Raw genomic sequence first — 12,563 nt, 5'->3', positions numbered from 1 at the left:
GGCAGTCCGCCGCGCCGCACGCGCGGACGGCGGCGGTCAGCCTGCTACGGCCACCTCGTCCGGGCGGGCCCGGCGGGCGGTCAGGTACGCGGCGAGGCCGGTGCCGTCCTCGCTGGCCAGGAACGCGCCACGCGCGTTGACAAGCGTCTCGTCGGCGTGGGTCAGGCAGCCCCAGACGGTGTCGCCCCAGGAGTCGGCGAGCTTGACCTCGGCCGGGTCGGCGCAGGGCTCGCCGCGCGGTCCGCCGATCTGACAGCGGGCGGGCGCGCCGTCGCGCCGGGCGGCCACTGCGGCGGCCCGGCGGACGTGCGAGGGTCGGCCGTCCGGCTCGGCCTGCGGGGCCGGGGCGGGCCGGACCGGCGACCGGGTGAACAGGATCGTGTTGCCGTCGGGGTCGATGGTCCGGCACTCGCCGCCGGGCACCTGGTCGACCGGGTGGCCGGCCGCGACGAGGCGGTCGGTGGTCGCGGCGACGTCGTCGACGTGGAGGTAGAGCGCGGCCGGGACCGCTGTGGCCTCGACGAGCAGCAGGGTCAGCTCGCCGCAGCGCAGGTGGAACCGCCCGTCCCCACCGGGCTGCCCGGTGTAGCCGAACAGCGCGTAGAACCTCCCGGCCGCGTCGGCGTCGCCGACGTACAGCACCGGCATCTGAGCCTGCACCCCACTGCGCACCGCGCCACTCTACCTATTGGCGAGCCATAAATCACGTCTTGCAGATCGGGTTTCGGCCGGTGGCCCACCGCCCGCGATCAGCAGCCGTTGGTGCTCTTCTGGTTGCGCTTCAGCCCGTCGGACCAGGTGACGCCCTGGACGACGGCGACCACGACGCTGCCGTTGTGGATCTGCTCGTAGTGCAGGTGCGGGCTGAGGTCGTACTTCGCCGACGTCGCGCCGACCCGGCCGATGACGTCACCGCGCTTCACGGTGTCACCGGTGGCCACCGCGCGGGAGTTGAGGTGGGCGTACCGGGTGCGCCAGCCGTCGCCGTGCCCGATGACGATGGTGTTGCCGTAGCCGGAGGTGGTGGAGTAGTACGACTCCAGCACGGTGCCGGCGGCGCTTGCGACCGTCCGGCGGTTGAGGTCGTCGGGGCTGCCGTTGGCGTCGTAGTGGTTCCAGTCGATGGCGTGGGCCGGGCTGTGCCCGTTCCAGTTGTTGCCCTGCCAGGTCTGGCCGCACAGGAACGGCATCCGGAAACCCGGCCGGGCGGCCTGCGCGGGCTGCACGCCGAGCATCGCACCGGCCACGACGGCGACAGTGAGCATCGCGGGCACGCGCATCCGGGCAGCGGCGAACGTCAGGGACATCGCCTCTCCTCTTCATCGACAACGATGCAGATCGATGCTAGGGCCGCCGCCCGGGTCGGGTAAATAGCTACACAGATGAATGGCAGCGCAAAGGTTTTCTACATCTCCGTCGCTCGCCGGCGGTGGCCGGGCCGGGCGCGCGTACGTCAGCCGATCAGGGCGGCGTAGCGGCCGCGCCGGTCCAGCAGCGCGTCGTGGGTGCCGGACTCGACGATCCGGCCGTGGTCGAGCACGGCGATGCGGTCGGCGTCGCGGACGGTGGAGAGCCGGTGCGCGATGGTCACCACTGTGCGTCCGCGGGCCAGTTCGTCCAGGGCCCGCTGGACCGCGCGTTCGGTCTCGGTGTCCAGCGCGCTCGTCGCCTCGTCCAGCACCAGGATGCGCGGGTCGCGCAGCAGGGTCCGGGCGATCGCCAGGCGCTGCTGCTCACCACCGGAGAAGCGGTGGCCGCGCGAGCCGACCATGGTGTCGTACCCGTCGGGCAGCGCGGCGATGAGGTCGTGGATGCGGGCGGCGCGGGTGGCGGCCTCGATGTCGGCGTCGGTGGCGTCCGGGCGGGCGTACCGCAGGTTGTCCCGCACGGTGCCGTGCAGCAGGTACGTCTCCTGGCTGACCACGCCCACGACGGCGGCCAGGTCGGCCGGGCGCAGGTCGCGCAGGTCGATCCCGTCGATGGTGATCCGGCCGGCGTCCGGGTCGTGCAGGCGGCTGATCAGCGCGGCGAGCGTGCTCTTGCCGGAGCCGGTCTCCCCCACCAGGGCGAGGCTGGTGCCGGCCGGGACGTCCAGGCTGACGCCCGCGAGGGCGGCGGTGTCGCTGCCCGGGTAGCTGAAGGTGACGTCCTCGACGCGCAGGTGGCCGCGGGCGGTGGCCGGGTCGAGCGGGACCGGGCGGGCCGGCTCGGCGACCTCGACGGGCAGGTCGAGGTATTCGAAGATGCGGGCGAACAGCGCGAGGGACGCGGTGAGCGTGACGCCCACGTTGAGCAGGCCCATCAGCGGCCGGAACAGGTTGCCCTGCAGGGCGGTGAACGCGACGAGCGTGCCGATGGTGAGCGTGCCGGCGGTGCCGGGCAGCCCGGCGCCGAGGTAGATCACGGCGGGGATGGCGGCGAAGACGATGCTCATGGCGGCCATCCGCCAGCGTCCGGCCAGCTCGGAGCGCAGTTCCAGGTCGACCAGGCGGGCCGAGGACGCGGTGAACCGGTCGACCAGGGCCGGGCCGGTGCCGAGGGTCTTGGCCAGCCGGACGCCGCTGACCGACAGCCCTTCCTCGATGGTCACGGTGAGGTCGGCCAGCTCGCGCTGGCGCTGGGCGGTGATCTCCCGGCGCAGCCGGGCGACGCGGCGGGTTAGCCAGAGCGCGGGCGGCAGCACGACCGCCGAGACGAGGGTGAGCCGCCAGCTCAGCGCCAGCATGGCGATGGTGGTGGCGACGACTGTGGTGAGGTTGGCGGCGATCGAGGTGGCGGTGGAGGTGACGACCGCCTGCATGCCGCCGATGTCGTTGGTGATGCGCGACTGGACCTCGCCGGTGCGGGTGCGCACGAAGAAGCCGATCGACTGCCGCTGGAGGTGGGCGAAGACGTCGGCGCGCAGCCGGTGCATGACCTCCTGGCCGACGCGGGTGGAGATCCAGGTCTGCGCGACGCCGAGCACGGAGGTGACAGCTGCCACCGCGACCATGCCCGCGACCAGCCAGGCCAGCAGGGTCAGGTCACGCTCGGGCAGTGCCCTGTCGATCACGGTACGCAGGAGGAACGGCGTGGCCATCGCGATGATCGAGGACGCCACGATGATCGCCACCACGGTGGCGAGCGGGCCTCGGTGGGCGGTGAACAGGCCGCCGATCCGGCGCAGGGACACGTCGCGGGCCTGGGCCTTCTCGGCCGGGGAGACGGTTCGGCCGTCGCGGCGGCCGTCGGGGATGCGATCCAAGGGTGCTCCTCATGGGGGACAATGCTGAGGTTACCTCAACATGAGGGAACAACACGAAAGCCTGTTACCGTATTCCCCGTGGACGGCAGCGACGAGAGCCTGGCCGAGACGTTCTGGGCGGTGACCCGCCGGCTGCGGCACCAGACCAAGCGTGCGCTTGCGCCGTGGGAGATCAGCCCCGGGCAGGCGCGGGCGCTCGGCGTGCTGATGCGCCACGGCGCGCTGCGTCCCGGCGCGCTCGCCGAGCACCTGCGCATCGCGCCGCGCTCGGCCACCGAAGTGGTCGACGGATTGCAGGAGCGTGGGCTGGTCGAGCGCCGGCCCGATCCGGCCGACAGGCGGGCCACGCTCGTCGCGCCCACCGCCGAGGGCGAGCGGGTGGGCACCGCGATCCGGCAGGCGCGGGCCACCGAGGCGGAACGGTTCTTCGGCGTGCTCTCGCCGGGCGACCAGGCTGAGCTGGCCCGGATCCTGCGCCGCCTGCGCGAGGACTAGGTCTCCGGCTTCCCCGGTTTCACCCGTTCCGGGTGAGGCGACAGGCCCCGTAGCGGGGAATAGCGCCATCGGGAGGAGGGCCGATGGTCGACGCCACCGAAGAGTTCTTCCGGAGCCTGGGGCAGCGCAGGCAGCGCGGGCTGACAGCGCTCCACGAGGGCACCGTCCGGTTCGACATCGCCGGTGACGGGTCGGTCGACCACTGGCTGGTCTCCATCGCGCGGGGCGAGGTCACTGCGGCACGGCAGGCCACCGGCGGGGACGCGGTCGTCCGGGCGGACCGGGCCGTCTTCGACCGGATCGCCCGGGGCGAGGCGTACTTCCTGACCACCGTCCTGCGCGGCGAGGCCGAGGTGGAGGGCAGCCCGCGGCTGTTCGCGACCGTACGCCGGCTGTTCCCCTCCCCGCCCGGCTCGCGCCCGGAACCACACCGGGAGGACGACAATGGGTGACGACCACGTCGGCATCTTCGACGGGACGATCTTCCTGGTGTGCGACCGGGCGGGCGACATCGTCCCGGCGGCCGACGGCACCCACGGTCTGTTCGCCCACGACACCCGCCTGCTGTCCCGGTGGCAGCTCACCATCGACGGCGAGCGGCTCAGCACGCTGTCGATCGACGACATCCAGTACTTCGAGAACCGGTTCTACCTGGTCCCGGGCGCTCAGGACGTCTACGTCAACAGCACGCTCGAGGTGCGCCGCACCCACACGCTGAACAGCGGACTCCAGGAGGACCTGGTCCTGGTCAACAACGACCGGCGGCCCGTCGACCTGACCGTGCGGATCGAGGTGGACGCGGACTTCGCTGACCTCTTCGCGGTCAAGGAGGGCACGACGAGCCGCGAGGGGCGGCACTACCGGAGGGTCGACGGCCCGCGACTCGTCCTGGGTTACCAGCGCGAACGCTACCGCCGCGAGACCATCGTGTCGGCGACGGCTCCGGCGGAGGTGGACGAGGGCGGCCTGACGCTGCGCGTGCACATCGAGCCGCGCGGCCGGTGGCAGACCCGGCTGACCGCCGAGCCGGACCTCCCCCTGCCCCGAGGGCTGGAGCGGCTCAGCCTGCCCGGGCGGGTCGAGGGCCACGCCCGGAACAAGCCCGCCGAGCTACGGGAGTGGCTGGACCGGGCACCGCGGCTGGAGACCAGCTGGGGACCGTTGCAGAACACCTACCGGCAGAGCCTCATCGACCTGGCCGCGCTGCGGTTCAGCCCGTTCCTCGCCGGGACCGGGTGCGTCCTGGCCGCCGGGCTGCCCTGGTTCATGAGCCTGTTCGGCCGCGACAGCATCCTCACCAGCCTCCAGGCGCTGCCGTTCGCACCCGAACTCGCCGCCACCACGCTCACCGTGCTCGCCTTCCGGCAGGGCAGCCGGATCGACGACTTCCGGGAGGAGGAGCCGGGCCGGATCCTGCACGAGATGCGCTACGGCGAGCTGACCGTCTTCGACGAGACACCGCACAGCCCCTACTTCGGCAGCGCGGACGCCACTCCCCTGTTCCTCGTGCTGCTCGACGAGTACGAACGGTGGACCGGCGACGCCGCCCTCGTCCGCGCGGTGGAGCAGGAGGCGCGGGCGGCCGTCGACTGGATCGACCACTACGCCGACCGGGCCGGCAACGGGTACGTCTCCTACGAGCGGCGCAACCCGGTGAACGGCCTGGAGAACCAGTGCTGGAAGGACTCCTGGGACAGCATCTCCTACCGCGACGGCCGGCTGCCGGGCTTCCCGCGCGCCACCTGCGAACTCCAGGGGTACGCGTACGACGCGAAGGTGCGCACCGCCCGGCTGGCCCGCGAGATCTGGCACGACCCGGCGTACGCGGACCGGCTGGAGCGGGACGCCGCCGAACTCAAGCGCCGCTTCAACCACGACTTCTGGATCGACGACGGCGAGTACATGGCGCTGGCGCTCGACGGCGACGGCAGCAAGGTGGACGCCGTCGAACATCGGCCACCTGCTGTGGAGCGGCATCGTCGAGGAGCCGAAGGCCGAGGCCCTCGTGCGGCACCTGATGTCACCGGCGATGTTCAGCGGCTGGGGTGTCCGCACGCTGGCCGAGGGCGAGGCCCGCTACAACCCGGTGGGCTACCACGTCGGGACCATCTGGCCGTTCGACAACTCGTTCATCGCCTGGGGACTGCGGCGCTACGGCTACGCCGACGAGGCGGCCCGCATCGCGGCCGGCATCCTGGACGCGGCGGCCTTCTACGACGGCCGGCTGCCGGAGGCGTTCGCCGGACACGCCCGGTCCGAGACCCGCTACCCGATCCGGTATCCGACCGCGTGCAGCCCGCAGGCCTGGTCGGCCGGGGCGCCACTGCTGCTCCTGCGGACGATGCTCGGCCTCCGGCCGGTCGGCGACGATCTCGTGGCCCGGCCCGCCCTGCCTGCTAGCCTCGACTACGTGGCGCTGCTCGATGTCCCCGGCCGCTGGGGACGCCGGGACGCCTTCGGCAGGAGCACCGCCGCCGGCGGCCTGAGCCGTTACGAGCTGGCGCCGCAGCAGCTCTCCGCACCGTGACGGGACCGACATGCAGCGCATCGACTGGACAGACACCGCGGTCGTGGGCGTCCACTGGCAACACGAGGTGGTCAGCCCGGACGGCGTCTTCGGCCCGTTCTTCGCCGACCAGGTGGCCCGGCACGGCGTGGCGGCGAACGCGGCCCGGGTCGCCGCCGCCGCGCGGGCGGCGGGCGGCCTCGTGGTCTTCACCCGCGTGGCCTACCGGCCCGGCTACCCCGACCTGATCGCCAACACCCCGAGCTTCGTGATGATCGCCGAACGCGGGGCGTTCCTGGAGGGCGACCCGAAGACCCGGATCGTCGACGAGGTCGCGCGGCAGCCCGGCGACGTCGTGGTCACCGGCACCCGGCTCGGCGGATTCTCCGGCACCGAATTGGACGTGATCCTGCGCGGCCGGGGCGTGCGGACCGTCGTGTTCACCGGCGTCGCGACGAACCTGGCCGTCGCCTCCACCGCCTACCAGGCGGTCGACAACGGGTACCGCATCGTCACCGTCTCCGACGCGTGCACGGCGGCCACCGACGAGCTGCACGACGCCTACCTGAGCACGCTGGGCCAGCTCGGCGAGATCGCCACCACCGGCGAGATCGCCTGACCGGCCGCCGGGGCGCTCAGCGCAGGCAGCCGGGAGCGTTCAGCGCAGGCCGGCGGCGATCGCGTCGACCAGCAGCGCGCCCAGCATGCGCGCCATCACGGCGCGGGCGGCGTCGACGTCGAGCCCCATCGAGTCGCGCATCATCGACCACGCCGACCAGGTGCCGGCCACCGTGAGCGCGTCCAGCAACTGGTCCCGGTCCGGCCCGGCCTGCGCCAGCTCCGGGGCGAACACCGCCTCGATCTCGTGGCGGACCCGGGCGACGGCCGCCTCCCGGTTGCGGCGCAGTTGCGGGGAGAACGGCTCCCGCAGCGCCGACGCGCGGGCCGAGGGCGCCAGCAGCTCCAGCAGCCGGGCGCGCTGGTCGCAGAACGCGGCGATCCGGGCGGTCAGCGGCAGCTCCGGCGACACCGGCCGCCAGGCGGCTGCCTGCCGTTCGCCGACGCGCCGCCCGGTCGCCGCGAACAGCGTCTCCATGTCCTTGAAGTTGGTCCAGAGCGTGCGCAGCGACACCCCGGCCCGCTCGGCGATCCGCTCTCCGGTGGGCCGCAGGTCACCGGAGTCGATCAGGGCCAGGTGCGCCTCCACGATCGCGGCCCGGGTCCGCTCGGCCCGTGCCGCCCGGCCGTCCACCCGTTCCGGCGGGTCGGTCTCCAGCTCGATCATGGGTACGGGTTCTCCTGTGCTCGGGTACCGGCGGCCACTCTACGGTCGTGCCGCCGGGCAGCAGGCACCCGGCTGCCCGGCGGCACGAGCGAGGTCAGGCGGTCGGTACGGCGTCCGCCGGCGGGGCGGTCGGCGGCTCGGTGAACTCGGTGACCGCGCCGTCACCGTCGTCGGTGGTGTACGCGGGACCGAAGTACGCCTGGGCGCCGTTGCTCACCTTGGTCAGCCGCACGCCGCCGTAGCCGGCGTGCACGCCGTCGGCGTACCGGAAGGGAACCAGGCCGGGCCCGCGGAAGCCGCCCTTGCGCACGGCCTCGACCAGCTTCTCCCGGGTGGGGTCCGGCCCGGCGGCGAGCATCGCCTGGACGAACGTGTACGCCATCGAGTAGCCGTAGATCGCGTTGCCGTCGACCGGGTTGCCGGCGTTGTACTTCTGGTGGATCTTGGTGAACTCCTGGATCCACGGGTTCGCGGTGTCGCTCACGTTCGGCAGGTAGTTGTCGGCCACCATGCCCTCGAGGATCACCTTCTTGTCACCGAGCTGGGCGGCCAGCGTGGTGTAGTCGGCGCCCACGTTGGAGACCACCCACTGCGCCTTGAAGCCCTGCCCGGCGGCCTGGCCCATGGCGAGCGCGGTGAAGCCCGGGATGGTCGCCGAGATGACCACCTGGCAGCCGGCCGCGCGCAGCGCGCCGATCGCCGGGCCGACCTGCTGGTTCGTGGTGGTGTACGTCTGCTTCGCCGCGACCGGGCCGAGGACCTGCTCGACGCCGGCGAGCGAGTCCCGCCCGAAGTCGTCGTTCTGCCCGAAGTGGCAGACCTTCGCGCCGGGGAACTCGCGCTTGACGTAGCTGGCCAGGATCTTGCCCTCGACCGTGTAGTCGGGCTGCCAGCCGAACGTGGTCGGGTACTTGTCCGGCTGGTTCCAGTTGCGGCTGCCGGAGGCGACGAACAGGTCCGGCACCTTCTGCGTCTTGACGAACTCCAGCACGTTCGTGTGCGTGGGCGTGCCCAGGCCGCCGAGCAGCGCGAAGACCTTGTCGTCGAGCACCAGCTTGCGGACCACGTTCTCGGTGTTGGCGGGGTTGTAGCCGTCGTCCATGACCTTGTAGACGATCTTCCGGCCGTGTACGCCGCCCTTGCTGTTGACGTGCTCGAAGTACGCCTTCGTGGCGGCGGAGATCTTCGAGTAGCCGGGTGCGGCCGGTCCGGTGAGCGGTTGGTGGGTGCCGATGACGACCTCGGAGTCGCTGACGCCGGGGACGTTCTCGGCGGCCTGCTTCTCGTCGTCTGCGCAGGCAGGCAACGCGGCCAGCAGGGCCAGGCCGGCGGCGGCCGCGAGAACGCGGCGGGTGGTGGGGCGCATGGTTCTCCATTCCGGTGCGACGGTGCGAACGGTGGGTGGAACCGGTGAGGTCAGCGGTCCGGCGACCGGCGGGGCGCGCGACGGCTGCGGACGGCCGCGCGCAGCCGGGTGCCGACGGCACGCACCCCGCCCTGGAGGCCGCCCGGGGCGGCGAGCATGACGACGATGAGGATCAGGCCGAACACGGCCAGCGCGAGGTTGCCCTCCAGCCGCTGGGCCAGCCCGGCGGAGAGGTCGAGGTGTTCGGTGAGCAGGCCGGGCAGGTCCTGGAGCGCCACCAGCAGCACCGCTCCCCAGACCGCGCCGGCCAGGCTGCCCAGCCCGCCGATCACGATCGCCATGAGCAGGAACAGCGACAGGTCCAGCGGGAACTTGCCGGGCGCGACGGTGGCGGTGAGCATGGCGTACACGCCGCCGCCCAGGCCGGCGCAGGCGGCGCTGACCACGAACGCGAGCACCTGCGTGCGGGCCACCGGGATGCCGGCGAGCCGGGCCGCGACCTCGTCGTCGCGGACCGCACGCAGGGACCGGCCGAAGCGGCTGCGCACCAGGTTGGCCAGCAGCAGCATGGTGAGCAGCGCGGCGGCCAGCGCGATCCAGGCCAGCCAGCGTTCCGGCTGGAAGTAGGCGCCGAGCGCCGCCGGTGGCGTCTGCGCCGGGAACGACAGACCTTGTTCGCCGTTGAACACGCCGGTGAAGATCGTGGTGACCGCCGGGACGAGCGTCGCCACGGCGAGCGTCACGCCGGCCAGGTAGGGGCCGCGCAGCCGGGCCGCCGCCAGCCCGACCACGAGCCCGCCGAGCGCGGTCACCGCGACGGCGACCAGCAGCGACGCGGGCAGCGTCCACCAGCCGCGTACGGCCCGCTCGTCGAGGGCCTGCTGGGTCAGGGCCATGGTGTACGCGCCGGTGGCCATCAGCGCGCCGTGCCCGAGGGAGAGCTGGCCGTTGAGCCCGACCAGCACGGTGTGCCCCGCGGTGACGCAGAGGAACGCGCAGACGCGCGCCACCTGGAGGTTCTGGTACGGCGCGAGCTGGTTGGTGACCAGCACGACGAGCGTGCCGACGAACACGGCCACCGCCAGGTGGCGCAGCAGCGTGGAGCCGCGCGCCTCGCGTCCGGCCGGTGCGCCGGGGAGCAGCCGCCGCAGCGGGGACGGCGCCGCGGCCGCGATCTTGGTGGGGGTGCTCGTCACACGTGCCTCGCTCTCGCCGCGGAGAAGAGCCCGCCGGGGCGGACCAGCAGGACGGCCAGCAGCAGCACCAGGACGGCCAGCGGGGTGGTGTCCGGTCCCAGGTAGCCGGTGACGTAGGACAGGATCAGCCCGACCAGCAGGCCGCCGACGACGGCGCCGGCCGGGCTGTCCAGGCCGCCGACCACGGCGGCGGTGAACGCGACCACGAAGACCAGGTCCATGGCGTGTGAGTGCAGGCCGAGTCCGGTGGGGACGACCAGCATCCCGGCCAGCGCGCCGACCCCGGCGGCGAGCGCCCAGCCCAGCGTGAGCATCCGGCCGACGCTGACGCCGAGCAGCCGGGACACCTCGGGCGCGAACGCGGCGGCCCGCATCCGCAGGCCGACCGGGGTACGGGTGAACAGCACCGCGAGCAGCGCCACCACTGTGAGGGCCGCGCCGAGCACCCACAGGTCGTACGGGGACAACGCGGCCACCCCGGCGATGGTGAGCGCGTCGGTGTCGAACGGCGCCGGGGCGGGCCGGTAGTCGTTGCCGAACACCATGCCGAGCACCGCCTGGATGACGAGCACCAGCCCGAGCGCGACGATCACCTGGTTGAGCGGGCCGCCGGGGCCGGCGAACCGCATCAGCACCCGCTCCACCAGCGCGCCCAGGGCCAGTCCGGACAGGATCGCGGCGGCCAGGCCCAGCCAGTACGAGCCGGTGGCGGAGACGACCGCGTAGCCGACGTAGGCGGTGGCCACCGCCATCGCGCCCTGGGCGAAGTTGACCACCCGGGCGGCCCGCCAGATGAGCACCAGCGCGAGCGCGAACGCCGCGTAGACCGCCCCGCCGGCGAGCCCGTCGAAGGTGAGGAACCAGAACCGCTCCATCCGCGACCCCTTCCTAGAATCCGAGGTACGCGTGCCGGAGCTGGTCGTCGTCGCGCAGCCGGGCGGCCGGCGCGGCGGTGACCACGCGTCCGAGCGACATGACGATGCCCTGGTCGGCGACGGAGAGCGCGCTGCGCACGTTCTGCTCGACCAGCAGCACGGTGAGCCCCCGTTCGTCGCGCAGCCGCCGCAGCAGCGCCATGATCTGCGCGGTGACCTTGGGCGCCAACCCGAGCGACGGCTCGTCGAGCAGCAGCAGCCGGGGCCGGGCGATGAGCGCGCGGCCGATGGCGAGCATCTGCCGTTCGCCGCCGGAGAGCTGGTGTCCGGCGTGGTCGCGGCGGCGGGCCAGCGCCGGGAACAGCTCGTACACCTCGTCCTGCGCGCGCCGGGCGTCGGCCCGGTCGCGCCGCCACAGCCCGCCCAGGCGCAGGTTCTCCGCCACTGTCAGCTCGGTCACCACGCCGCGCCCCTCCGGCACGTGCGCCAGTCCGCGCCGGACCAGGTGTTCCACCCGGACGCCGCGCAGGTCCTCCCCCGCGTACCGGATCCGGCCGCTGGTGGGCCGCAGCAGACCCGAGAGGGTACGCAGCAGCGTGGTCTTCCCGGCGCCGTTGGCGCCGAGCACGGCGGTTACGGTGCCGGCCGGGACGGTGAGCGCGACGTCGCGCAGCACCGGCACCGGGCCGTAGCCGCAGCTGAGCGCCTCCACCTCCAGCACGGCGGTCACGACGCGCTCCCCTCGGCGGGCACCTCGGCGCCCAGGTACGCCTCGGTGACCCTTGGGTCGTCGCGGATGCTCTCCGGGGGCCCGGCGGCGATCACCTTGCCGAAGTCGAGCACCACGAGGTCGTGGCAGACGGACATGACCAGGTCCATGTGGTGCTCGACGAGCAGCACGGCGCAGCCGTCCTCCCGATCCGGCAACGCGCGGACCAGGTCGGCCAGCTCGGCCACGTCGTCGGCGCCGAGCCCGCCGGCCGGCTCGTCGAGCAGCAGCAGCCGGGGACGGGCGATCAGCGCGCGGGCCAGCGCGACCCGCTTGCGTACCGCATAGGGCAGGGTGCCCGGCGGGGCGTCGGCGTACTTGTCGATGCCCAACTCGGCGAGCAGGTCCAGAGCCCGGGCGCGCAGCCGCCGCTCGTCGCGGTCGCTGCGCGGCAGGCCGAACAGCGCGGCGGCGAATCCGGCCCGTGCGGTGTGGCTCGCGCCGGCCACCACGTTCTCCAGCACGGTCAGCCCGCCGAACAGTCCGACGCCCTGGAGCGTGCGGGCGATGCCGAGCCGGGTGAGGGCGTGCGGGCGGGGCCGGAACGGCCGGCCGTCGAGGGTGAGCGAACCCTCGGTCGGGCGGACGAAGCCGCAGACCACGTTGAACAGCGTGGTCTTGCCGGCGCCGTTGGGCCCGATCACGCCGACGACCCGGCCGGGCGGTACGCGCAGCGAGACGTCGTCGAGGGCGACCAGGCCGCCGAAGCGTACGCCGACGTGGTGCAGCGTCAGGCCCTGATCGTCGGCGGGGGTGGCCGGTGGGCTCATCGTCACCTCGTGCCGGTCGACGGAGCGGGAAAACTAATTACACCGGGAGTGTACTTT

12 protein-coding genes and 1 pseudogene are annotated in these 12,563 nt (G+C 73.2%); 4 read left to right on the top strand and 9 right to left on the bottom strand.

Going from position 1 to position 12,563, the window contains the following annotated elements; genetic code table 11:
• Nucleotides 1-36 precede the first annotated feature (36 nt).
• The 3 genes from AMK25_RS11740 to AMK25_RS11730 all read right to left on the bottom strand — a co-directional run bounded on the left by AMK25_RS11740 (nt 37) and on the right by AMK25_RS11730 (nt 3,235).
• On the bottom strand, nt 37-672 hold the full coding sequence (locus AMK25_RS11740; protein ID WP_073828374.1) for a VOC family protein: 636 nt from the start codon (nt 670-672) through the stop codon (nt 37-39).
• A 77-nt stretch (nt 673-749) separates the two neighbouring features.
• Nucleotides 750-1,307, bottom strand: coding sequence for a M23 family metallopeptidase (locus AMK25_RS11735; RefSeq protein WP_083664708.1), 558 nt, complete (start codon nt 1,305-1,307; stop codon nt 750-752).
• Between the two features lie 146 nt (nt 1,308-1,453).
• Complete coding sequence (locus tag AMK25_RS11730; protein ID WP_443189908.1) at nt 1,454-3,235, bottom strand: ABC transporter ATP-binding protein; 1,782 nt, start codon at nt 3,233-3,235, stop codon at nt 1,454-1,456.
• Nucleotides 3,236-3,322: 87 nt separating this feature from the next.
• On the opposite strand from AMK25_RS11730, the gene AMK25_RS11725 reads away from it, so the two are divergent.
• The 4 genes and pseudogenes from AMK25_RS11725 (at nt 3,323) to AMK25_RS11710 (ending at nt 6,864) form a co-directional block, all read left to right on the top strand.
• Complete coding sequence (locus tag AMK25_RS11725; protein ID WP_073828372.1) at nt 3,323-3,739, top strand: MarR family winged helix-turn-helix transcriptional regulator; 417 nt, start codon at nt 3,323-3,325, stop codon at nt 3,737-3,739.
• An 83-nt stretch (nt 3,740-3,822) separates the two neighbouring features.
• A complete protein-coding gene (locus AMK25_RS11720; protein ID WP_073828371.1) occupies nt 3,823-4,191 on the top strand; it encodes an SCP2 sterol-binding domain-containing protein in 369 nt (122 codons plus the stop codon).
• A pseudogene (locus tag AMK25_RS11715) lies at nt 4,184-6,266 on the top strand (amylo-alpha-1,6-glucosidase). The gene AMK25_RS11720 and the pseudogene AMK25_RS11715 overlap by 8 nt, the downstream one beginning before the upstream one ends.
• 10 nt (nt 6,267-6,276) lie before the next feature.
• The gene (locus AMK25_RS11710) at nt 6,277-6,864 is read left to right on the top strand and encodes a cysteine hydrolase family protein (RefSeq protein ID WP_073828370.1); all 588 of its coding nucleotides are present in this window, start codon (nt 6,277-6,279) and stop codon (nt 6,862-6,864) included.
• 39 nt (nt 6,865-6,903) lie between these two features.
• Here the strand turns inward: AMK25_RS11710 and AMK25_RS11705 are convergent, their stop codons facing one another.
• The 6 genes from AMK25_RS11705 to AMK25_RS11680 form a co-directional block, all read right to left on the bottom strand.
• Nucleotides 6,904-7,530 (bottom strand): TetR/AcrR family transcriptional regulator, encoded by a 627-nt coding sequence (locus tag AMK25_RS11705; RefSeq protein WP_073828369.1) that lies wholly within the window; start codon nt 7,528-7,530, stop codon nt 6,904-6,906.
• 94 nt (nt 7,531-7,624) lie between these two features.
• A complete protein-coding gene (locus AMK25_RS11700; protein ID WP_073828368.1) occupies nt 7,625-8,896 on the bottom strand; it encodes an ABC transporter substrate-binding protein in 1,272 nt (423 codons plus the stop codon).
• 50 nt (nt 8,897-8,946) lie between these two features.
• Entirely contained in the window at nt 8,947-10,092 is a 1,146-nt protein-coding gene (locus tag AMK25_RS11695) for a branched-chain amino acid ABC transporter permease (protein ID WP_073828367.1), read from the bottom strand.
• Nucleotides 10,089-10,967 (bottom strand): branched-chain amino acid ABC transporter permease, encoded by an 879-nt coding sequence (locus AMK25_RS11690; RefSeq protein ID WP_073828366.1) that lies wholly within the window; start codon nt 10,965-10,967, stop codon nt 10,089-10,091. The genes AMK25_RS11695 and AMK25_RS11690 overlap by 4 nt, the downstream gene beginning before the upstream one ends.
• 13 nt (nt 10,968-10,980) lie before the next feature.
• Nucleotides 10,981-11,697 carry an ABC transporter ATP-binding protein gene (locus AMK25_RS11685; RefSeq protein WP_073828365.1) on the bottom strand — a complete coding sequence of 239 codons (717 nt, stop codon included), beginning with the start codon at nt 11,695-11,697 and terminating at the stop codon, nt 10,981-10,983.
• A complete protein-coding gene (locus AMK25_RS11680; RefSeq protein ID WP_073828364.1) occupies nt 11,694-12,506 on the bottom strand; it encodes an ABC transporter ATP-binding protein in 813 nt (270 codons plus the stop codon). The genes AMK25_RS11685 and AMK25_RS11680 overlap by 4 nt, the downstream gene beginning before the upstream one ends.
• Nucleotides 12,507-12,563: the final 57 nt, after the last annotated feature.

The sequence above is a fragment of the Micromonospora sp. TSRI0369 genome (assembly GCF_001905625.1).
GTDB lineage: Bacteria > Actinomycetota > Actinomycetes > Mycobacteriales > Micromonosporaceae > Micromonospora > Micromonospora echinospora_A.
Note: the sequence above shows the minus strand (reverse complement) of the source record. Positions and strands in the feature narration are given on the sequence as shown.